We start from the raw sequence: 21324 nt of genomic DNA, 5'->3' as shown, positions 1-21324 counted from the left end.
ACTCACCGCCGCCGGTCGTCGCGGTCGCCGGTGCGGGAATGGAAGAAATCGCCCGGCTCCAGATCGCCGTCCAGGAATTTGCCGGCCACGAACCCGATGGCACCCAGTACCGCCACCACGACGAAGGCCCCGAAACCGCCGAAGTATCCGGCGAAGCCCAACGCCATACCGGCCACGAGACCGACCACGGCCATGCTCATCGCACGCTCCTTCGCTGCCACTCCGTACCACTCCGGTCACTGAAGCCGCGGTTCTTTTTCCTCTTCCTCATCTTCCTCGTCAGGCAGCTTGACGTCACTGACCGCGATATTGACCTCGACGACCTCCAGCCCGGTCATCCGCTCCACGGCGGCGACGACGTTCTCCCGGACGGACCGGGCGACATCGGTGATGGAGACGCCGTAGTCGACCACGATCCCCAGGTCCAGCGCGGTCTGCACCTCGCCGACCTCGGCCTTCACCCCGCGGGTCGCCGGGGCGGTCCGACCGCCGCCGGGCACTCGTTCCCGGACGGCGCCGAGGGTGCGGGCGAAGCCGCTGCCCATGGCGTACACGCCGACGACATCACGGGCCGCGAGTCCGGCGATCTTCTCCACGACACCGTCGGCGATGGTGGTGCGCCCCCGGGACGCGGGGTCGCCGCCGCCCCGTTTGCCGCCGAGCGTCTTCGCTTCTGATTGCTGCTGGGTCTCGGTCATAGCCGTTCGTCCCTTCCGCGAGGGGAAAAGCGGGCTGCTCGCTCCGTTCCCCACAGTAGGTGCGGTTATCCGGACCCGCGCGGGATGCGGCAGCAGAGTGCTCCGTTCCGGCACCGTTGTGCAACCTCCTGCCGTACGGGCCGGTCTGCGGCAGGCTGGGGGCAGAGTCCGGGAAAGGGGCACACGGTGGCCGCGAACCAGTTGGCACAGACAGTGCGGCAGCAGCTCGGGATCGGCCGGGTGCTGCCCCTCGGCGGGCCCGCGGACGGAGCTTGGATCACCGAGCACGCGGCCACGGCAGTGCTGCGGACGGCCGTCGAGTCACGGGCCGGGGTGCGGCTGGGCGCGCTGCGGGTGTCCGTAGCGGACCCCGCCAGCGCCCCGGAACCGGCGGTACCGGCGCCCCCGAGCGCGCTGCCGCCCGGCCCCCTGCGGATCGAGGCCGACTTCGCCGCCGTCGCCGACCGACCGCTGCCCGCCATCGCCGACGGACTGCGCACGGCGCTGCTGACCGCGTCGGACCGCGAGTTGGGGCTGGTGGTGAGCACGGTGGACCTGCGGATCACCGAACTCTTGGAGGAGCCGGCGGCGGCCGGGGCAGCTGGTCCCCCGCCGCCCACAACCTCTGACGCCCCGCCCCTTTCCCCCGACAGCCGGACGGGAGCCCCCCAGGCCGGCCCCGAAGGAATCGCCACCACGGCCCTGGCCGTCCCGGGCGTGGCCCGCCTCGCCCCCGCGCTCGGCGGGTGGTCCCGCCCGGTACGCCTGACCGACGGGCACGCCCTGATCCAGCTGGCGACCACGGCCGGCCATCGCGCCCTGGACGTCACGAACGCGGTGCGGGCAGCGGTGACGTCCGCGATGCCCGCACCACCGACGGTCACCGTGCTGGTCACGACGGTGGAACGGGGCTAGACGGGAGTTCGACGACAGGGCCTGGGCCGATCGGGTGAATCAGGACCGGTCCGGTGGGCCAGGGCCACTCCGGTGGGCCAGGGCCGGAAAGGCCCTGGGGGCGACTTACCGGGCGACTTACCGAACACGGGGGTGAACCATGGGAATGTCGCCCCGGGCCCGCCGCGTTGTGGCCTGCAAGGGCACCCACGCACCCCTAGGGGATCCGTTCGAACACCCCGTAAGGGTCGTGCCCCGAACCCCAGGGATTCCCCCTACTCCTCCACCCCCGCAAGATCACGCAGCCGGCGCGCCTGCGCGGCGCGTTCCGCGGTGCGCTGTTCCTCGTACGTACGGCCCGCGGCGCCGGCCAGCAGGGCCTTGGTCTCGTTGACGGCGTCGCGCGGTGCGGCGATGAGCGCGGCCGCCAAGTCCGCCACCGCGCCGTCGAGTTCGTCAACGGGCACCACGAGATTGGCCAGGCCCACCCGCTCGGCCTCGTCGGCGCGCACAAAGCGCCCCGTGGCGCAGATCTCCAGCGCACGGGCATAACCGACCAGCGCGACCAGGGGGTGCGTACCGGTCAGGTCGGGCACCAGTCCCAGGCTGGTCTCGCGCATGGCGAACTGCACGTCCTGCGCGACGACCCGCAGATCGCAGGCGAGCGCGAGCTGGAAGCCCGCGCCGATGGCATGCCCCTGCACGGCGGCGATGGACACCAGGTCGTTCCGCCGCCACCAGGTGAACGCTTCCTGGTAGGCGGCGATGGTGGCGTCCAGGTCACCGTCCGAACCGCGTGCCAGATCGATGAACGACGGCTCGCCGGGAAACCCTTCGGGCGTGAACGCCTGCCGGTCGAGGCCCGCGGAGAAGGACTTGCCCTCACCGCGCAGCACGACAACCCGTACGTTTCCCGGCAGCAGCGAACCCGCCTCGGCCAACGCCCGCCACATGGCCGGCGACTGCGCGTTGCGCTTGGCCGCGTTGGCGAGGGTCACCGTGGCGATGTCGTCGTCCACGGTGAGCCGCACACCGTCCTTGTCGAGCAGAGTCATGGGGCGCCTCCGAGTCAGCCAGCACTTCCGCGTACGTAAGTGACTGAACGGTAACCGCCCGGCCGACTGCTCGGCCGACCGGGGGCACCGCTGCGCTCGGAGTCGCGGAACCGTCAGACCGAGGCGGCCTTCTTGCCCCGTGTGGCTCCGCCGCGACCGCGCAGGACCACACCGGATTCGGTGAGCATCCGGTGCACGAACCCGTAGGAGCGACCGGTTTCCTCGGCCAACGACCGGATGCTCGCTCCGGCGTCGTACTTCTTCTTCAGGTCTGCCGCGAGCTTCTCGCGCGCGGCGCCGGTCACCCGGCTGCCCTTCTTCAGAGTCTCGGCCACCCGTGCCTCCTCGTGGGAAGTGCGCTCTGGACTCTCATGATCACCCCTCTCCGGCTTCCTGGCCACCCCTTCTCCAGGGTCAGTACGACATCCTTTGCCGCCGGAGGCCGGGCGACAGCGGCCGGAATTCCGGATTACGGCTGTCCCGCGGGCCGCCCGGACGCCGCTTTCTTCGAGAATGGGCAGGTCAGGGGATATCCCGCCGAAAACGGGACGGCCGGGCCCCACAGGACCCGGCCATGCGCCGCAGGCTCGCCGATGTACGAGCCGTTCTCACTCAGATGATGGATCACGCGTCGGCCGAATGATCCATACGGCATTGATCAGCGGCCGTGATCAGGCCAGCGCGACCAGATCCGCGTAGTCCTGGCCCCACAGATCCTCGACACCGTCGGGCAGCAGGATGATGCGCTCCGGTGACAGCGCGTCCACCGCGCCCTCATCGTGCGTCACCAGGACCACCGCACCGGTGAAGGTGTGCAGCGCGCTGAGGATCTCCTCACGGCTGGCCGGGTCGAGGTTGTTCGTCGGCTCGTCGAGGAGCAGCACGTTGGCGGAGGAGACGACCAGCGTCGCCAGGGCGAGGCGGGTCTTCTCGCCGCCGGAGAGCACCCCGGCGGGCTTGTCGACGTCATCGCCCGAGAAGAGGAACGAACCCAGCGTCTTGCGGATGGCGACCAGGTCCATGTCCGGGGCGGCCGAGCGCATGTTCTCCAGGACCGTGCGGTCCGGGTCCAGCGTCTCGTGCTCCTGGGCGTAGTAGCCGAGCTTGAGGCCGTGCCCGGCGCGGACCTCGCCGGTGTCCGGCTTCTCGACGCCCGCGAGCAGCCGCAGCAGGGTGGTCTTGCCGGCGCCGTTGAGGCCGAGGATGACGACCCGGGAGCCCTTGTCGATGGCCAGGTCGACGTCGGTGAAGATCTCCAGGGAGCCGTAGGACTTGGACAGGCCCTCGGCGGTCAGCGGGGTCTTGCCGCACGGCGCCGGGTCCGGGAAGCGCAGCTTGGCGACCTTGTCGGCGACCCGCACCTCCTCCAGGCCGGCGAGCAGCTTCTCGGCGCGCTTGGCCATGTTCTGCGCGGCGACGGTCTTGGTGGCCTTGGCCCGCATCTTGTCGGCCTGGCTGTTGAGCGCGGCGGCCTTCTTCTCGGCGTTGGCCCGCTCGCGCTTGCGGCGCTTCTCGTCGGCCTCGCGCTGCTGCTGGTAGAGCTTCCAGCCCATGTTGTAGATGTCGATCTGCGCGCGGTTGGCGTCGAGGTGGAAGACCTTGTTGACGACCGTCTCGACCAGGTCGACATCGTGGGAGATGACGACGAAGCCGCCGCGGTAGGACTTGAGGTAGTCGCGCAGCCAGATGACGGAGTCGGCGTCGAGGTGGTTGGTCGGCTCGTCCAGGAGCAGTGTGTCCGCGTCCGAGAAGAGGATCCGGGCCAGCTCGATACGGCGGCGCTGACCGCCGGAGAGCGTGTGCAGGGGCTGGCCGAGCACACGGTCGGGCAGGTTGAGCGCGGCGGCGATGGTGGCGGCCTCGGCCTCGGCGGCGTAACCGCCCTTGGTGAGGAACTCGGTCTCCAGGCGCTCGTACTTCTTCATCGCCTTCTCGCGCGTGGCGCCCTTGCCGTTCGCCATGCGGTCCTCGTTCTCCCGCATCTTGCGCAGCAGGGTGTCCAGGCCGCGGGCGGAGAGGACGCGGTCGCGGGCGAGAACGTCCAGGTCGCCGGTGCGCGGGTCCTGCGGCAGATAGCCGACCTGGCCGCCGCGGGTGACCGAGCCGGCGGCGGGGATGCCCTCGCCGGCCAGCACCTTGGTCAGGGTGGTCTTGCCGGCGCCGTTGCGGCCGACCAGTCCGATGCGGTCGCCCTTGGCGATACGGAAGGAGGCGGACTCGATGAGGACCCGGGCGCCGGCGCGCAGCTCCAGGGCGGAGGCGGTGATCACGGAAAAAACTCCAGGGCAGGAAGACGGCGGGTTGGACGGACGGTCCGAGAGCGGTCTACGCCGGCTAATGAACCCAAAGGAGAACTGCCATACGGGCAGTCTAACGGTGCCCTGCAAGCAGTTATTCCGGGCGCCCGCCGAAGACGGGGCCCGGCGGGGCGCGTTGCGCCGTGTTCAGCGCGGCGGTTGGCACGGCGCTCGCCGATGCGGCTGCGGATGCGTTGTCGGACCCTGCTGCAAGACTGTGATGCAGGTCTCAAAGAGGCCGCTGGATGAAGTCCGTTGCTCCCGTCACAGGGATGGTGACCGTCATGACCACCGCGACCCCGGCTTCCGGTTCGCCCACGATCTACCCGACGCTGCTCTACCACGACGCCCCGGCCGCGATCACGCTGCTGACCGAGGCTTTCGGCTTCACCAAGGAGGCGGTGTACGAAAGCGGGGACGGCACGGTGCTGCACGCCGAGCTGGCGTACGGCAACGGCAGGGTGATGCTGGGCACGAAAGGGCGCGGCGGCCCCTTCGACGAGGCGATGGGCGACGCCGGGCCGACCGGTGTCTATGTCGTCGTCGAGGACGCCGACGCGCACTTCGAGCGGGCCAAGGCGGCCGGGGCGGAGATCCTGATGGAGCCCACGGACCAGGACTACGGCGCGCGGGACTATATGGCTCGGGACGGCGAGGGCAACATCTGGAGCTTCGGGACGTATGTTCCGGGCGCCTCGGCCTGAGCCTCGTACCCGAGGATGCGAGGCTCAGGCCGGTGCCCGGAACGACGAGACCGATGACCCCGGTGACCGGGGCGATGACCGTGGTGACCAGGGCGATGACCGCGGTGGTCGGAGCGGTAACCGCGGTGGTCGGAGCGATGCGCCCACCGCCGTTCTTACCGCCCCGCTCAGGCGCCGCCGGTGTGGACCTGGAACGCGGCCCGGCGGACGGCTTTGGCGAGCGCCGGGTCGGGATGGGCCGCGGCGAGCGCGACCAGCACCTGGACGGTGCGCGGATGCCCGACGGCGCGCACCTCGGCCAGGAGCCGCGGCACGGAGCCCTGGACCGCCGAGTCGAGGTGCCGGACCAGCAGTTGGGTCTCGCCGTGGTCCGCGACGGCCGCCGCGGTGTCCACCCACAGCCAGGTCAGCTCCTCGCGGGTGAGCACATCGGGCGCTTCCTCCGGGTCGCCCCCCTCGTGCTCGACCAGCCACAGCAGGGCGTACGGCCGCAGTGCCGGCTCCCCGGCCGCCGCGCGGACGGCGGGCGCGGCCGGGGCACCGACCGCGCGCAGCGCCTCGAAGGCCAGACCGCGCAGCAGCGCGTCCTCACCGCGGGCCACCGCCAGCAGCTCCTCGACGGCCGCGCCGACGGAGCGCGCGGCGAGCCAGGCGCGGTATTCGGTGCGGGCCGGGCCGGGGGTCAGCCGGGCGCAGCCGCGCAGCATGGCCTCCGCCGACTGTTCTATATGGCCGGCCGGGCTCTGCGCGGCCACACAGATCTGCTCCAGCTTGACCCACACCGACCAGTTGCCGAGCGGCGTCAGCTGCGCCTCGGCGCCGTCGTGGCCGCCCTCGTACGCACCGTCGCGCGCGCCGTCCGGTGGCACCAGCGCTCCCACGGTCGTGAGGGCGTCCAGCGCCCAGCCGAGGAGCTCGGAGAGCGACGCCCCCGCGGCGTCGCTCTCCGCTCCGTCGGTGTCCGCGGCCGGGTCCTGCCCGTAGGGCACCTCGCAGCGTTCCGTGCGCAGCTCGGCGACGCGCTGGTCGAGCATGTCCAGCAGGACCGGCAGTCGTACGGGTCCGGCCGACAGATGCAGCAGCGAGAGCAACTGCGGTACGGCCTCGACGACTTCGGCGACGATGGTGGGTCCGGCGCCGTCCGGTGCGGGGCGGGCCAGCGACCAGGCGTCGAAGAGCGCGACCCAGCCGCGCAGTGCGGCGGTGTCATCGCGGTCCCAGGCGCGCAGCCGCCAGCCGGGGCGGGCGATGCCGTCGTGCAGCTCGATGAGTCCGGCGAGCCTGGCCCGGTCCCAGTCGACGCGGACCTGCCGCGGGGTCAGCCCCAGGGCCGCGGCGGCGCGTTCCACGTCGGCGGCCGGCAGCGCTCCGTCCGGGCCGGCCCGCAGGCCCGCGACCGTGCCGCCGGCGCCGTCGGCCCAGCGGGCCAGCCGGACCGCGCCGGCCAGGACGGCGCGGGCCTGCCGCGCCAGTTCCGCGGGCGGCGGGGTGCCCTCGGGCGGCCGGGGGGCCGGGCGGGCGGCCCGGGTGCTCACCGCCCCGCGGGCGGCGGCAATCGGTTGACGGGGGACGAGTCGGAGCCGGGAGTCGCGCGGGGTACGGGACGTCACAGGAGCAGTCTTGCCGCTGACAGCCCGAAAGCCCAATCGGAACCCGGCTTGCGGTCGCCGCGGGCCGCGGCACCTCGGCGACCCATCCCTGATGTGGGGAGTTGTCCCCCTGTACGCCCGCGCGTCATCGGCGCGGTGGTACGGCGGGGGCCGTCGCACCCGCTCCGGATCCGCCACCACTTCGGAGGCGGTTCCTGCACCGGGGTCGGCTCGTGCGCCAGGGGCGGCTCCTGCATCAGGGCCGGTTCCCACATCAGGGCCGGCTCATCCGCCAGGGCCGGTCCTTGCAGCACCGGGGCCGGCTCGTGCGCCAGGGGTGGTTCCTCCGTCAGGGGCGGCTCCTGCACCAGGGGCAGCTCCTCCATCAGGGCCGGTCCCTGCACCAGGACCGGCTCTTGTACCGGGCGCGGTTCCTACATCAGGGGGGTGAGGAAACGGCGGAGCGCCTCTTCGTAGCCGGTCGGATCGGCGTTCCACATCGCGGCGTGCGGTGCGTGCGGGACCGGCTGAAGGGAGATCAGGTCCGCGCGGCGGGCGGCGAAGGAGCGGGAGGCCGTCCAGGGGGCGATGGTGTCGTCCGGGCCGTGGAAGAGGAGTACGGGCGCGGTCAGCCGGGCGGGATCCACGGCGTCGGCCGGGTCGTCGACGGGCACTCCTGTGGTGCCCTTGGCGGCACGGACGACCAGCGGCAGCAGGGTGCGCGGGACCCGCCGGGCGGCGGCCAGCGCGCGGATCGTGGCATGCCGGTCGAGGACCGGTGAGTCCAGCACGATCCCGCTGATCCGGTCGCGCAGCGCGGAGTTGACGGCGGCACGGAGCGCCATGGTGGCGCCGGTGGACCAGCCGTGCAGGACGACGTCGCGGGCGCCGTAGCGGACCGCGTAGCGGATGGCGGCGTCCAGATCGCGCCATTCGGAGTCGCCGAGGTGGTTGATGCCGTCGGCGGTGCGGGGGGCGCCGAGGTCATTGCGGTAGGCCAGGTCGAGGACGGGGAGGTGGTGCCGCCGCAGGAACGGCATGATGACCATCGGGTGCTCGCGGGTGGTGCCGAGACCGTGGACGGTGATGACCCAGGTGTCGCGGACGCCGGGGACGAACCACGCGGGGAGGGCGCCGAGTTCACCGGGGATGTCGACATCCGCGCAGTCGGCGCCGAGGGCGTCGCGGGGGTTGCCGATGTGCACCTGGGGGGTCAGCCGCATCCGGGCGCCCGGTGTGAGGACGCCGTGGGTGACCCGGGTGAGCCGGCGGACGACCGTGTCGGCGGGGTGCGGGCTGCCGTGCACGACGGGGCCCAGCACCGCATGGCAGCCCGCTCCGGTCAGCCCGTAGACGCCGGGCCTCAGGGAGGCGAGGCTGCGGGTCAGCGTGATCAGGTCATCGGTGGCGGAGTGCACCGTGAGACGGGAGTCGCCCGGCAAGGGGTTGTCGGACGAGGGTTTCAGGGCAACGTCGCTGGCGTACCGGCCGACCGCCACGGCGGCCGCCCCGGCACCGAGGACGGTGGTGGCGGCCGCGGCCGCCGCGGTACGCAGGCGCACCTCCTCAGTGTGCGCAGGTGCACCGGTCACGGCCAGCGGACGACGGCGGGCGGGTGACGGGGAGAGGAGAGGGAGACGAGGGGGGAGACACGGGAGGGATGCGGTCAGGGCGGGCATGGGCGCTGTGACCGGGGTCGGGCGCTGTGCCCCGGGGTCAGACCAGACCGTCTCCTGTCTGGCCGTAGCCGCGTAGTCGGGTGGCGGCCGCGTCGAGCTGACCGGGCGACAGCAGGCTGGGGCTGTGGCCGGGAACGGAGGCGGCGGTGAGCCAGACCCGGCACATCCACTCCAGCTGGGCGGTGCGGTCCAGCGCCTGGTCGAGGCTGTCGCCGTAGGCGAGGGTGCCGTGGTTCTGGAGCAGACAGGCGGTGCGGTCGCGCAGCGCGCCGAGCATGTTCGCGGCCAGTTCGTCGCTGCCGTAGAGGGCGTACGGCGCGACCCGGACGGGCCCGCCGAGCGCCGCGGTCATGTAGTGGACCGGCGGCAGTTCGGGAACGAGGGTGGAGACGGCCGTGGCGTGCGGGGCGTGGGTGTGCACGACGGCGGTGGCCGAGGTGCTGCGGTAGACCGCCAGGTGCAGCGGGAGTTCGCTGGTCGGCCGGAGCCGCCCGATGATCTGGTTGCCGTCGAGGTCGACCCCGGTGGTGTCGGACGGTCCCAGCCGGTCGTAGCGGACCCCGCTGGGCGTGACCAGGACCAGGTCCCTGACGCGGACCGAGACATTGCCCGACGTGCCGACCACCAGGCCGTCGGTGACCGTTCGGCGGGCGGTGGTGACCAGCTCGTCCCAGACGGCGGCGAGGCGGTCGAACGGGTCCTTCATGGTGTCCTCCGGCGCGGTGGCGGCATAGGGCGCGGTGGCGGCATAGGCGGAGCAGAAACAGAAGCGGTGCGCGACACCGTACGGGCGGGCCGAGGCACTGTACGCCGGGGATTCATCCCCCCGGAATCCCCCATATGGGGACAGACGTGCCAGTCGGGGCGATGAGGCGGAGACGAGCCGCCCCCCGGTCGGCGGTCCCGGGTCAGCCGTTCAAGGCGCGGCGCGGCACCGACACCCGCACCCGCACCCGCACCCGCACCCGCACCCGGTGATCAACACCACAACGCAACGACGGGAACCGCAACGTACCGACGGGAACCGCCGGAACAGGCCACCGGCGGAGCAGATGAAGGTTGCCGCAGGGTGATAGGCAAGTGACGTGAGAGACATCTCCGCGTGAACAGTGCGGGTGCGTCACCGCTGAGCCCGCTTCAGTTCACTTTCCGTTCATCCACCCTCCGTACGGTCCCCGCGACCACTGACTTCGAACGGATTGCCTGGGTGAATGGAACACATCACGCTTCTCATCGGGATCGTGATCGTCACGGCCTTGGTGTTCGACTTTACGAACGGCTTCCATGACACGGCCAACGCGATGGCCACCACCATCTCCACCGGCGCCTTGCGACCCAAGACCGCGGTGGCGATGTCTGCGGTACTGAATCTCGTCGGAGCGTTCCTGTCGGTGGAGGTAGCCAAGACCATCTCCGGCGGAATCATTGATGAGAGCGCCGGTATCAGACCTGAAGTGATCTTCGCCGGCCTGGTCGGCGCGATCGTCTGGAATCTGCTCACCTGGCTCGCCGGACTCCCCTCCAGCTCCTCCCACGCCCTCTTCGGCGGTCTGATCGGCGCGACCCTGGTCTCCGTCGGCACCAGCGGGGTGCACGGCGAGGCCGTGGTGATGAAGGTGCTGATCCCGGCCGTGGCGGCCCCGGTCGTCGCCGGACTCGCGGCGATGGCGGCCACCCGGCTGACCTACCGGCTGGCACGTAACCGCGACGAGAAGGACACCGCCAAGGGCTACCGAGCCGGGCAGATCGCCTCGGCCGCCCTGGTCTCGCTCGCCCACGGCACCAATGACGCACAGAAGACGATGGGCGTGATCACGCTCGCGCTGATCACCGGCGGTGTGGTCGCCCCGCACACCGACCCGCCGCTGTGGGTCATCGTCTCGGCCGGTCTCGCCATCGCGCTCGGTACGTACCTGGGCGGCTGGCGGATCATCCGCACGATGGGCAAGGGCCTCACCGACATCCGGCCGCCGCAGGGCTTCGCCGCCCAGACCGGCGCCGCGGCCACCATCCTGGCCTCCTCGCACCTCGGCTTCGCGCTCTCCACCACCCAGGTCTGCTCCGGCTCCGTGATGGGCTCGGGGCTGGGCCGCAAGGGCGGCGTGGTGCGCTGGTCCACGGCCGGCCGGATGGTCGCCGCCTGGGGGCTGACGCTGCCGGCCGCCGGTCTGGTCGCGGCGGGCGCCGCCTTCCTGGCCGGACGGGGCGACTGGGGCGTGGCCACGGTCGCGGTGCTCGGGCTCGCCGTCTGCGGCGCGATCTGGGTCGCCTCCCGGCGCAAGCCGGTCGACCACACCAATGTCAACGAGGTCCCGGCCGCGGAGCCGGCCGGTGTGGTGACCGCCGCGCTGCAGGCCGTCTCCCCTCCCCCGGCGGGTATCCCGGCACCCCGTACCCCGGAAGCGGCGGACGCGGGACCGGAGGCGGACGGCGCCGCCACCCCCACCGCGCCGGCAGCCCGGCGCGCCGAGGCCGCGACGGCCACGCCCTAGCGGCCTTCATCTAAGGAACACATATGAGCATCGACTGGGCAGCTCTCGGCCAGGTCTTCGGCGTCAGCTTCGCGGTGACGGTCGGAATCGTGGGCCTGTTCACCGTCGGCATCGTCGGCACGTCCCGCAAGCCCGCCCCGGAAGGCGGGAAAGAGGGCGCCGCGGCGTCCACCGCGCCCGGCGTGGGCGCGCGGGTTGGGGCTACGGCGGCCTTCGCGCTGTGCGCGGCGGCCGTGGCGTACGGCATCTATCTGATCGTCGCCGGCTGACAACAGCCGCAGGTGGCACGCGCAGGCACCGACCGGACGGTGGGGCTCCCCCTGCTCCTTGAGAGCTTGGGGGAACCGGCGGACCACGGCGTCAGCCGCGGCCACTGAGCGCCTCGTTCGCTTCTTTTCGCCAGGGGTCCGCGATGGCCGTGCCGCCGCGACTGTTGAGGTACTCCGGGACCCGGATCTGCGCGACCTTGCTGAAGGTCTGGTAGTGGGCGCTGCGCGGGCGCGGTTGGGCCGCGCAGCGCGGCGTACAGCGTCCGGGTGTAGGCCGGTGCCTCACCGTGGGCCGCGGGACGCCCGGCTTGAGTTTTTCGGCGACCGAGGCGTACTCCACCGGCCAGTTGCGCATAAACACCGCGCGGCCCTCGGCGCACCATCGGCGGCTCTCCGTCTCGTCCATCGTGGTGGCCTCGTGCGGCGTGATCGAGTCCAGCCGGTCCTTGATGTCGGCGACGCCCTGCTGGAGCGTGCCGACCTGCTCGCCCTTGGTGAAGCTGGTCGCCTCCCGGTCGCCGCCGTTGGCCCAGGCGGATTCCAGGGTGTTGACGGTGAGCCCTTCGTACGGGCGCAGCTGGGCGACCATGCCGTACATCGTGGTCGGGGTCCGGCCCTTCTTCCGGCCGTTCTTCCCGTCGTACGGCGGTGGTCGGCGCCTCCGCCATCGCGGCGCCGTGCTCGACGAGTTCTCCCGGTTCCCCCTTCGCGATCCGGTCCAGTGCGGCCTTGCCGGGGGCCGGGTCGGCGGTGCCGAGCGGCACCACCCGGCGTACCGCCGCGGGATCCGTGGGCCGCCCGCGGGCCGGGAAGGTCCACAGTCCGTACGTGTGGCGGGCGCCCACCATCTCCAGGGCGCGGCCGGCCGCGCTGAGGGCGATCGGCATCCTGCCGCTCTCCGCCATGGAGGTGGAGGCGTCGAAGAGGATCAGCACCTGGCTGGACTTCTGCGCCTTGTCATATCCGTCCAGCACTCGGGCCACCTGGTCGCCGCCCGCGGTGCGGTCGGCGACGGTTCCGGGCGCAGCGACCACAGCAGTTCCGTGCTGCCCGCGTACTGGCTGCCCGGGGCGGAGAGCCGCCCCTCGACATCCCGGACGGGCCCGGCGTCGGGCGTGCTCCCGGCGCCGATCCGGGAGCCGTCACCCGCGAGATAGAGGCCGAGGGTGTGCAGCAGGCCGGTGCCGGACAGCACCGGGCTGGGGCGCAGCAGCTTGAGCGCGGCATGATCACCGTCGCTCCCGGTGAGCAGCTCCCGCCAGGAGGCGCCGACCTGTTCGACGTCGGCCGGCCGCGCGTCCGCCGGGAATCCGACAACCAGCGGGGAGTACGCGACGGGGCCGGTGTTGCGCAGGGGCGCCGGGGAGGCGTCGGCGGGGATCCCGCGGCGGGCCTCCTCGTAGTCGGCGGTGGATTCGGGGATCCACAGGTCGGGTCGCGGTCCGGGTCGGTGCGGCGGGTCGACGCATGCCGCATTCCACGATCGGCACCGCGGCACGGGTGAAGAGGCTGCCGCCGGCCGGTTCGTCGCCGCTGAAGATACGGCGGGTGGGCTGCGCGGCCATCAGCAGCGACATGGGTTCACGGCGGGACTGGAAGGTTTCGTCGGCATTGCCGGAGTAACAGCACTCCAGGACGAACACGATCCGGTCGGCCCGCCGCGTTGTCGAGGCAGGACGGCATTATGTCCTGCCAGGAGACGGTCTTGTGGCGGGCCGGGTGGCCGAGACGCCGACCATCAGCTGCAGATCGCCGTCGTCCGAGCCGACCCACCCGTGCCCCGAGAAGTGCACCAGCAGCAGTCCGCGCGCCTCTTGGGCGACGGCGTCCAGCCGCTGCTCCAGCTCCCACGGCTCCTGGGGCCGGCAGATGACGACCTCGTCATCTGTCAACAGATCGGTGCCGGGAGCGATCAGCACCCGCTTGAGTTCCTCGGCACCGCCCTTCGACGGACGCGTTTCGCGCGCGGCGACATGTGCCGCGTCCGCCGGCCCCGGCCGGACCGTCCAGTCGTGCGGCTGATGCCGCAGCCAAGGCTCGCGCTCCAGCCACGCCTTGAGATCCTCGATGTCCTGGTGCGGATTGTCCGTACCCGTGATCCGGATGCGGATCTCCTGACGGTCAGCGCTCTGCGGCATCCCTCGGGCCCCTTCCGGCGCGGCCCCCTCGCCGTGCCGTGCACCGACAGTGACGTGGAATCAGGTGCGTGGGCACCCTTCCGTGACACGACCGCCACCCTGTGGCATCTGCCACACCTTCCGTCACAGGGCTGCGTCGCAGGTCAGGGGCGAGTTGACGGGCCTTCGCGGACCGTGGTGGACTGCCCGGGCCATTCGGCGACAGTTGAGGAAGTCCGGTGAGAATCCGGCGCGGTCCCGCCACTGTCACCGGGGAGCGTTCCTCCAGCGAAGGCCACGGTCCGCCACGCGTCCGCCCGCGGGGCCGGGTGCGTACGGACTGGAAGGCCGGGGGAAACGCCGATCCGGGGAGCCAGGAGACTCTGGTCGCCGACACGTCGAGCCAGGGCGCGGACCCTGAGTGAGGACATATCGCCCATGCCCGGCCGCAGTTCGAGATCTGCTCTGGCTTCTGTCCCCCTTGCTCTGACCTGCGTGCCCCCTGCCGTCGCCGCGGCCCTCCGAGGCCGGACGGCGGTCTGAGCCGGTGCGCGGCGAACACGCGGCCTACGCGTGCGGCGCGACCCTCGGCTTTCTCGGCGACCTGCTCGCGGCGGACCCCCGGCGCGGCCATCCGGTGGCCGCGTTCGGCCGCGCCGCCGGCGCCGTCGAGCACCGGCTGTGGCGCGATCACCGCGGATACGGTGCGGCACACACGGCGCTCTGCGCGGGCGGCGCTGCGGCCGCTGCCGCGCTGCTGCACCGCGCGGTGCGGCACCGCCCCGGCGCCCGGGTCGCGCTGACCGCGGCCACGGTCTGGGCGGTGCTGGGCGGCACCTCGCTCGGCCGGGAGGCGCGCGCCGTCGGCGGTGCGCTGGCGGCGGGTGACCTGGACGTGGCGCGGGAACGGCTGCCGCATCTGTGCGGGCGGGATCCACAGGCGCTGGACGGGCCGCAGATGGCCCGCGCGGTGGTGGAGTCGGTCGCCGAGAACACCTCGGACGCGGTGGTGGGCGCCCTGGTGTGGGGCGCGTTGGGCGGTGTGCCCGGAATGGTGGCGTTCCGCGCGGTGAACACCCTGGACGCGATGGTGGGCCACAGGTCGCGGCGCTACCGCCGGTTCGGCTGGGCCTCGGCGCGGCTCGACGATGTGGTCGGCTGGCCCGGCTCCCGGCTGACCGCCGCCCTGACGGTGCTCGCGGGTCCCGACCGGCGCGGCGCGCTGCGGGCCTGGCGGGCCGACGGAAGCGCGCACCCCAGCCCCAACGCGGGCCCGGTGGAAGCGTCGTTCGCGGGGGCGCTGGGCGTACGGCTGGGCGGCACGCTGGCGTACGGCGGGCGGGTGGAACACCGTCCGGTACTCAACGGCGGGGCGCGCCCGCCGGGCGTATCCGATATCGACCGGGCGGTCCGGCTCTCGCGGCGGGTGGGCGCGCTGGCGCTGGCGACGACGGTCGCGGGCCGGCTGGCGGTCGGCGCGGCGCGACGGACCGCCGTCGCCGCGCGGAGCACCGGTGCGGGCTCCCGGCAGACGAGGAGGACCCGGTGAACGGGCGGTGGAAGAGGTCCGGCGGGGCCGTCGGCGGTGGCCTGCTGGTCGCCGGTACGACGTCCGACGCGGGCAAGAGCGTGGTCACGGCGGGCATCTGCCGCTGGCTGGTCCGGCAGGGCGTACGGGTGGCGCCGTTCAAGGCGCAGAACATGTCGCTGAACTCGTTCGTGACGCACGAGGGTGCGGAGATCGGGCGGGCCCAGGCGATGCAGGCCGCCGCGGCGCGGGTGGAGCCGACCGCGCTGATGAATCCGGTGCTGCTCAAGCCGGGCAGCGACCGCAGCAGCCAGGTGGTGCTGCTGGGCAAGCCGGTGGGGGAGTTGAGTGCGCGCGGCTACCATGCGGGCCGGCAGGAGCAGTTGCTCGGCACCGTCGCGGAGTGCCTGGAGGAGCTTCGGGGCACGTATGACGCGGTGATCTGCGAAGGGGCCGGGAGTCCGGCGGAGATCAACCTCCGGCGCACCGACATCGTCAACATGGGTATCGCGCGGGCGGCGCGACTGCCGGTCGTCGTGGTCGGCGACATCGACCGCGGCGGGGTCTTCGCGTCCTTCTTCGGGACGACGGCGCTGCTCGGTCCCGAGGACCAGGCCCTCGTCGCCGGGTATCTGGTGAACAAGTTCCGCGGCGATGTGACGCTGCTGGAGCCGGGCCTCGACATGCTGCGCGGGCTGACGGGACGCAGGACGTACGGCGTCCTGCCCTTCCAGCACGGCCTCGGCATCGACGAGGAGGACGGCCTGCGGGTGTCGATGCGCGGCGCCGTACGCGAGTCGGTCGTGGCCCCGCCGCATGGCGCGGACGTCCTCAGGGTCGCGGTCGCCGCCGTGCCGCTGATGTCGAACTTCACGGACGTGGACGCGCTGGCCGCCGAACCGGGCGTGGTGGTGCGGTTCGTGGACCGCCCGGAGGAGCTGGTCGACGCGGACCTGGTCGTGCTGCCGGGCACCCGTGGCACGGTGCGGGCGCTGGAGTGGCTGCGCGAGCGCGGTCTTGCGGACGCCGTCGCCCGGCGGGCCGCCGAGGGCCGTCCGGTGCTGGGCATCTGCGGCGGCTTCCAGATGCTGGGCGAGCGCATCGAGGACGAGGTCGAGTCGCGGGCGGGGACGGTCGCAGGGCTGGGACTGCTGCCGGTGCGGGTGCGGTTCGCCCGCGAGAAGTGCCTCGCCAGACCGGTGGGCCAAGCGCTCGGCGAACGAGTCGAGGGATACGAGATCCACCACGGCGTGGCCGAAGTGGCCGGCGGGGACGAGACGTTCATCTCTGATGACCGAGGAAACGGTCTCGACGGTTGCAGGGTCGGCTCGGTATGGGGCACGCACTGGCACGGCTCCCTGGAGAGCGACGACTTCCGCCGGGCGTTCCTGCGGCGGGTCGCATCCGACGCGGGCCGGGCCTTCGTACCGGCCCCGGACACCGCTTTCGGCAGACTGCGCGAGGAGCAGCTGGACCGCCTGGGCGATCTGATCGAGGAGCACGCGGACACGGACGCGCTGTTGCGGCTGATCGAGAAGGGGGTGCCGGAGGGGCTGCCGTTCGTTCCTCCGGGGGCGCCCGACTTGCCGAGCAACTCCGCGTGCGCGGAGCCGAAAGATCCCGTACCTCCGTGCTCTTGGCGGTCCCCGGAACATCCCCGCGATGGCGGGGCCCATGGCGGCACCTTCGCACAGCCCACGGCCACTGACGCGCCCGATCACAGCACTTCCCTCGAAGGGGGTACCCGTTGATGACTTCGGTCACCTACCCGTTCACGGCGATCGTCGGGGCGGACGACCTGCGACTGAGCCTGCTGCTCAACGCCGTCTCCCCAGCCGTCGGCGGCGTACTCGTGCGCGGTGAGAAAGGCAGCGCGAAGTCGACAGCGGTCCGCGCCCTCGCAGCTCTGACGCCCGACGTCACCGTCGTCACCGGCTGCCGCTTCTCCTGCGACCCGGCCGCGCCCGACCCCGCGTGTCCCGACGGGCCCCACGAGCCGGACGCCCATGAGAACCGCCAGACCCGCATGGTCGAACTGCCCGTCGGCGCCTCCGAGGACCGTCTCGTCGGCGCCCTCGACATCGAGCGCGCGCTCGCCGAGGGCGTCAAGGCCTTCGAGCCGGGGCTGCTGGCGGACGCGCACCGCGGAATCCTGTACGTCGACGAGGTCAATTTGCTGCACGACCACCTCATCGACCTCCTCTTGGACGCCGCCGCCATGGGCGCCTCCTACGTCGAGCGCGAAGGCGTCTCCGTACGGCACGCCGCGCGCTTCCTCCTCGTCGGCACCATGAACCCCGAAGAGGGCGAGCTCCGACCGCAGCTGCTGGACCGCTTCGGGCTCACGGTCGAGGTCGCGGCCTCGCGCGAACCCGACCGGCGGGTGGAGGTCGTGCGGCGGCGGCTGGCATACGACGCGGACCCGGCGGGCTTCGCGGCGCGCTGGGCGGCCGAGGAGCACGCGCTGCGCGAACGCATCGTGGCGGCCCGGGAGTTGCTGCCGTCCGTCGAGCTCGGTGATGGGGCGCTGCGCCAGATCGCCGCGGTCTGTGCCGCGTTCGAGGTGGACGGGATGCGCGCCGACATCGTGATGGCGCGCACCGCGACCGCGCTGGCCGCGTGGGCGGGACGTACCGAGGTCCTGACGGAGGACGTCCGGCAGGCCGCGCTGCTGGCGCTGCCGCACCGGCGGCGGCGGGCCCCCTTCGACGCGCCCGGCCTCGACGAGGACAAGCTCGACCGGACGCTGGAGGAGTTCGACGGCGCGGACGGCGACGACGATCCGGAGCCGGAGGGTCCGGACGATGGCGGCCCGGACGGTCCCGGCGACGGGCCCGAGGGCGGCCCGGACGGCCCCGGCGGGCAGCCGCCGCACGACGACCGGCAGGGCGTGCCGGAGCAGGCGCCGCCGCCCTGCCAGGAGCGGGACCAGGGCCCGGCGGACACGCCCGGCGCCGACGCCCCGGCCCCCGGGCAGCAGCCCGCCGAACAGCCCGCGGAGCAGCCGACTGGGGATTCCGGCGGCGAGCGGGCGCCCGTCGGCGCGGCGGAGCCGTTCAAGACCCGGCGGCTGGACGTCCCGGGACTCGGTGAGGGCGCGGACGGCCGCCGGTCGCGCGCGCGTACCGCGCACGGCCGGACGACCGGGGCCCGCCGGCCCCGAGGCGCCCTGGGCAAGCTGCACCTGGCGGCGACCGTGCACGCCGCGGCGCCGCATCAGCGGGCGCGGCGCCGCAGCGGGCCGGGGCTCGTGGTGCGCCGTGACGATCTGCGGGAGGCGGTCCGGGAGGGGCGGGAGGGCAATCTCGTCCTGTTCGTCGTGGACGCGTCCGGTTCGATGGCGGCGCGGCAGCGGATGAGCGCGGTCAAGGGCGCGGTGCTCTCGCTGCTGCTCGACGCCTATCAGCGGCGCGACAAGGTCGGGCTGATCACCTTCCGCGGGCAGGGCGCCGAGCTGGCGCTGCCACCGACGTCGTCGGTCGAGGCGGGTGCGGCGCGGCTGGAGCGGCTGCCGACGGGCGGCCGTACGCCGCTGGCGGAAGGGCTGCTGAAGGCCCATGAGGTGCTGCGGGTGGAGCGGATGCGGGACCCGTCGCGACGGCCGCTGCTGGTGGTCGTCACGGACGGGCGGGCCACCGGCGGATCGGAAGGGGCGGGGCGCAGCCTCTCAGCCAGGGGTGGTGGTCGGGCGACGGGCGGGCCGGTGGTACGGGCCTCCCGCGCGGCCCGGCTGCTGGCCGGTGAGGGCACCGCCTCGGTGGTCGTGGACTGCGAGTCGGGCCCGGTCCGTCTGGGGCTGGCCCGGGAGCTGGCCGGTGAGCTGCGGGGCACCGCCGTCACCCTCGACGAGCTGCGCGCGGACAGCGTCTCCGCGCTCGTACGCGATGTACGGACGGCACACACGACACGGAGGGCCGCGTAATGCCACAAGGACAACCGAGCGTCATCCCGGACGACGGGCTCACCACGCGGCAGCGCCGCAACCGCCCGCTGGTGCTCGTGCACACCGGCATCGGCAAGGGCAAGTCGACCGCCGCGTTCGGGCTGGCGCTGCGGGCGTGGAACCAGGGCTGGCCGATCGGGGTGTTCCAGTTCGTCAAGTCCGCGAAGTGGAAGGTCGGCGAGGAGAACGCGCTGAAGGTGCTGGGCGCCTCCGGCGAGGGCGGGACCGTCGACTGGCACAAGATGGGCGAGGGCTGGTCCTGGATCCAGCGCGACGGCGAGATGTCCAACGAGGAGAAGGCGCGGGAGGGCTGGGAGCAGGTCAAGCGCTGCCTCGCCGAGGAGACCTACCGGCTTTACGTGCTGGACGAGTTCGCGTACCCGATGCACTGGGGCTGGGTGGACACCGACGAGGTGGTGTCGGTGCTGCGGGACCGTCCCGGTACGCAGCATGTCGTCATCACCGGCCGCAACGCCCCGCAGGAGCTGCTGGACTGTGCCGATCTGGTGACGGACATGACGAAGGTCAAGCACCCGATGGACGCGGGCCAGAAGGGCCAGCGGGGTGTCGAGTGGTGAGTGCCGCGCTCCCCCGGCTCGTCATCGCCGCGCCCTCCTCGGGCAGCGGCAAGACGACCGTCGCCACCGGGCTGATGGCGGCCTTCGCCGAGGCCGGTCTGTCGGTGTCGCCGCACAAGGTGGGGCCCGACTACATCGACCCGGGCTATCACTCCCTGGCCACCGGCCGTCCCGGCCGCAATCTGGACGCCTACCTGTGCGGTCCGGAGCGGATCGCCCCGCTGTTCCTGCACGGCGCGGCGGGCGCGGATCTCGCGGTGGTCGAGGGCGTGATGGGGCTGTTCGACGGTGCCGCACCCGTCACTGCGCGCGAAGCGCGTCCATCGAAGGGTGGTGGTGGGCGACGGGCGGGCGAGTTGTCGTCGACGGCGCAGGTCGCGAAGCTGCTGCGGGCGCCGGTGGTGCTGGTGGTGGACGCGTCGTCGCAGTCCCGGTCGGTGGCGGCGCTGGTGCACGGATTCGCGTCCTGGGACCCGGAGGTGCGGCTGGCGGGGGTGATCCTCAACAAGGTCGGCTCGGACCGGCACGAGGAGCTGCTGCGGGACGCGCTGGGCTCCTCCGGGGTGCCGGTGCTGGGGGTGCTGCGGCGTACGGAGCAGGCGCGTACGCCGTCCCGGCATCTGGGGCTGGTGCCGGTCGCCGAGCGCCGGGCGGAGGCGCTGGAGTCGGTGGCGGCACTGGCCGCGCGGGTGCGCGAGGGCTGCGATCTGGAGGCGCTGCTGGCGCTGGCGCGCACCGCGCCGGAGCTGCCGGACACGCCGTGGGACGCGGCGGCGGAGCTGGGTCCCGGCGCGGGGACGACATCCTCCGGCAGGCCGCTGATCGCCGTCGCGGGCGGCGCCGCGTTCACCTTCTCGTACGTGGAGCACGCCGAGCTGCTGGCCGCGGCGGGCGCCGAGGTGGTGCCGTTCGACCCGCTGCGGGACGAGCAACTGCCGCCCGGCACACGGGGTTTGGTGATCGGCGGCGGGTTCCCCGAGGTGTACGCACCGGATCTGTCGGCGAACGTGCCGCTGCGGGCGGCGGTGGCCGCGCTGGCGGCCTCCGGGGCGCCGGTCGCCGCCGAGTGCGCCGGCCTGCTCTATCTGTCCCGGTCGCTCGACGGGAAGCCGATGTGCGGGGTGCTGCCCGCCGACGCGCGGATGACGGAGCGGCTCACCCTCGGCTACCGGGAGGCGGTGGCGCTGGAGGACAACGCGCTGGCCACGGCCGGGACGCGGGTACGGGGCCACGAGTTCCACCGCACGACGCTGGAACCGGGCGCGGGCGAGGGCCCGGCGTGGGGCGTGACGCACCCGGCGCGGCGGGTGGAGGGCTTCGTCAGCGGCGGGGTGCATGCCTCGTATCTGCATGTGCACTGGGCAGCGGAGCCGTCGTTGGCGGGACGGCTGGTGGAGAGCGCGGCGTTGGGGGTGCCTCCCGGGCGGGGAGCCTTGGCCGTATGAGCCGGCGGGACGCGGAGGGCGACACGAAGGGGGTTC

Annotated in this window: 20 protein-coding genes and 1 riboswitch; of the genes, 9 read left to right on the top strand and 11 right to left on the bottom strand. The window is 73.0% G+C overall.

Features of this window, described 5'->3' with window-relative positions; all coding sequences use genetic code 11:
• Positions 1 to 2: 2 nt before the first annotated feature.
• Positions 3 to 200 carry a hypothetical protein gene (locus tag K9S39_RS33590; protein WP_248867083.1) on the bottom strand — a complete coding sequence of 66 codons (198 nt, stop codon included), beginning with the start codon at positions 198 to 200 and terminating at the stop codon, positions 3 to 5.
• Between the two features lie 36 nt (positions 201 to 236).
• A complete protein-coding gene (locus K9S39_RS33585) occupies positions 237 to 698 on the bottom strand; it encodes an Asp23/Gls24 family envelope stress response protein (protein WP_248867082.1) in 462 nt (153 codons plus the stop codon).
• A gap of 186 nt (positions 699 to 884) precedes the next feature.
• On the opposite strand from K9S39_RS33585, the gene K9S39_RS33580 reads away from it, so the two are divergent.
• Entirely contained in the window at positions 885 to 1613 is a 729-nt protein-coding gene (locus K9S39_RS33580) for a hypothetical protein (RefSeq protein WP_248867081.1), read from the top strand.
• 254 nt (positions 1614 to 1867) lie between these two features.
• Here K9S39_RS33580 and K9S39_RS33575 read toward each other — a convergent pair whose 3' ends face one another.
• The 3 genes from K9S39_RS33575 to K9S39_RS33565 form a co-directional block, all read right to left on the bottom strand.
• The gene (locus K9S39_RS33575) at positions 1868 to 2647 is read right to left on the bottom strand and encodes an enoyl-CoA hydratase/isomerase family protein (protein ID WP_248867080.1); all 780 of its coding nucleotides are present in this window, start codon (positions 2645 to 2647) and stop codon (positions 1868 to 1870) included.
• Positions 2648 to 2760: 113 nt separating this feature from the next.
• The gene (locus tag K9S39_RS33570) at positions 2761 to 2982 is read right to left on the bottom strand and encodes a helix-turn-helix domain-containing protein (protein ID WP_248867079.1); all 222 of its coding nucleotides are present in this window, start codon (positions 2980 to 2982) and stop codon (positions 2761 to 2763) included.
• 336 nt (positions 2983 to 3318) lie between these two features.
• Positions 3319 to 4917, bottom strand: coding sequence for an ABC-F family ATP-binding cassette domain-containing protein (locus K9S39_RS33565; RefSeq protein ID WP_248867078.1), 1599 nt, complete (start codon positions 4915 to 4917; stop codon positions 3319 to 3321).
• 311 nt (positions 4918 to 5228) lie between these two features.
• On the opposite strand from K9S39_RS33565, the gene K9S39_RS33560 reads away from it, so the two are divergent.
• Positions 5229 to 5648, top strand: a complete 420-nt coding sequence (locus K9S39_RS33560; RefSeq protein WP_248867077.1) for a VOC family protein — start codon at positions 5229 to 5231, stop codon at positions 5646 to 5648.
• Positions 5649 to 5815: 167 nt separating this feature from the next.
• On the opposite strand, the gene K9S39_RS33555 is transcribed toward K9S39_RS33560, so the two are convergent.
• The 3 genes from K9S39_RS33555 to K9S39_RS33540 all read right to left on the bottom strand — a co-directional run bounded on the left by K9S39_RS33555 (position 5816) and on the right by K9S39_RS33540 (position 9622).
• Positions 5816 to 7258: a hypothetical protein gene (locus tag K9S39_RS33555; protein WP_248867076.1), complete on the bottom strand. Its 1443-nt coding sequence runs from the start codon at positions 7256 to 7258 to the stop codon at positions 5816 to 5818.
• Positions 7259 to 7671: 413 nt separating this feature from the next.
• Positions 7672 to 8799: an alpha/beta hydrolase gene (locus K9S39_RS33545; protein WP_248867075.1), complete on the bottom strand. Its 1128-nt coding sequence runs from the start codon at positions 8797 to 8799 to the stop codon at positions 7672 to 7674.
• 154 nt (positions 8800 to 8953) lie between these two features.
• Complete coding sequence (locus K9S39_RS33540; protein WP_248867074.1) at positions 8954 to 9622, bottom strand: class II aldolase/adducin family protein; 669 nt, start codon at positions 9620 to 9622, stop codon at positions 8954 to 8956.
• Positions 9623 to 10127: 505 nt separating this feature from the next.
• On the opposite strand from K9S39_RS33540, the gene K9S39_RS33535 reads away from it, so the two are divergent.
• On the top strand, positions 10128 to 11408 hold the full coding sequence (locus tag K9S39_RS33535) for an inorganic phosphate transporter (protein ID WP_248867073.1): 1281 nt from the start codon (positions 10128 to 10130) through the stop codon (positions 11406 to 11408).
• A gap of 23 nt (positions 11409 to 11431) precedes the next feature.
• A complete protein-coding gene (locus tag K9S39_RS33530) occupies positions 11432 to 11677 on the top strand; it encodes a hypothetical protein (RefSeq protein ID WP_248867072.1) in 246 nt (81 codons plus the stop codon).
• Between the two features lie 91 nt (positions 11678 to 11768).
• On the opposite strand, the gene K9S39_RS33525 is transcribed toward K9S39_RS33530, so the two are convergent.
• From K9S39_RS33525 to K9S39_RS33515, 3 genes are all read right to left on the bottom strand, one after another.
• Entirely contained in the window at positions 11769 to 12266 is a 498-nt protein-coding gene (locus tag K9S39_RS33525; RefSeq protein WP_248867071.1) for a type 2 periplasmic-binding domain-containing protein, read from the bottom strand.
• 339 nt (positions 12267 to 12605) lie between these two features.
• The gene (locus tag K9S39_RS33520; protein WP_248867070.1) at positions 12606 to 13175 is read right to left on the bottom strand and encodes a substrate-binding domain-containing protein; all 570 of its coding nucleotides are present in this window, start codon (positions 13173 to 13175) and stop codon (positions 12606 to 12608) included.
• 184 nt (positions 13176 to 13359) lie between these two features.
• Positions 13360 to 13815 (bottom strand): hypothetical protein, encoded by a 456-nt coding sequence (locus K9S39_RS33515; protein WP_248867069.1) that lies wholly within the window; start codon positions 13813 to 13815, stop codon positions 13360 to 13362.
• 208 nt (positions 13816 to 14023) lie between these two features.
• Positions 14024 to 14177, top strand: a riboswitch (cobalamin riboswitch).
• Positions 14178 to 14341: 164 nt separating this feature from the next.
• On the opposite strand from K9S39_RS33515, the gene K9S39_RS33510 reads away from it, so the two are divergent.
• From K9S39_RS33510 to K9S39_RS33490, 5 genes are read left to right on the top strand one after another with little or no spacing between them, the layout of a single operon-like run.
• On the top strand, positions 14342 to 15343 hold the full coding sequence (locus K9S39_RS33510; RefSeq protein ID WP_248867068.1) for a cobalamin biosynthesis protein: 1002 nt from the start codon (positions 14342 to 14344) through the stop codon (positions 15341 to 15343).
• Positions 15340 to 17073 carry a cobyric acid synthase gene (locus tag K9S39_RS33505; RefSeq protein ID WP_248867067.1) on the top strand — a complete coding sequence of 578 codons (1734 nt, stop codon included), beginning with the start codon at positions 15340 to 15342 and terminating at the stop codon, positions 17071 to 17073. The genes K9S39_RS33510 and K9S39_RS33505 overlap by 4 nt, the downstream gene beginning before the upstream one ends.
• Complete coding sequence (locus K9S39_RS33500) at positions 17073 to 19244, top strand: putative cobaltochelatase (RefSeq protein WP_248867066.1); 2172 nt, start codon at positions 17073 to 17075, stop codon at positions 19242 to 19244. Before K9S39_RS33505 ends, K9S39_RS33500 begins: the two co-directional genes overlap by 1 nt.
• On the top strand, positions 19244 to 19843 hold the full coding sequence (gene cobO / locus K9S39_RS33495; RefSeq protein WP_248867065.1) for a cob(I)yrinic acid a,c-diamide adenosyltransferase: 600 nt from the start codon (positions 19244 to 19246) through the stop codon (positions 19841 to 19843). Before K9S39_RS33500 ends, cobO begins: the two co-directional genes overlap by 1 nt.
• On the top strand, positions 19837 to 21288 hold the full coding sequence (locus K9S39_RS33490) for a cobyrinate a,c-diamide synthase (protein WP_248867064.1): 1452 nt from the start codon (positions 19837 to 19839) through the stop codon (positions 21286 to 21288). Before cobO ends, K9S39_RS33490 begins: the two co-directional genes overlap by 7 nt.
• The last annotated feature ends 36 nt before the right edge of the window (positions 21289 to 21324 follow it).

It is taken from the genome of Streptomyces halobius, assembly GCF_023277745.1.
Lineage (GTDB): Bacteria > Actinomycetota > Actinomycetes > Streptomycetales > Streptomycetaceae > Streptomyces > Streptomyces halobius.
The sequence above is the reverse complement of the archived record's forward strand: the minus strand, read 5'-3'. Positions and strand labels throughout refer to the sequence as shown.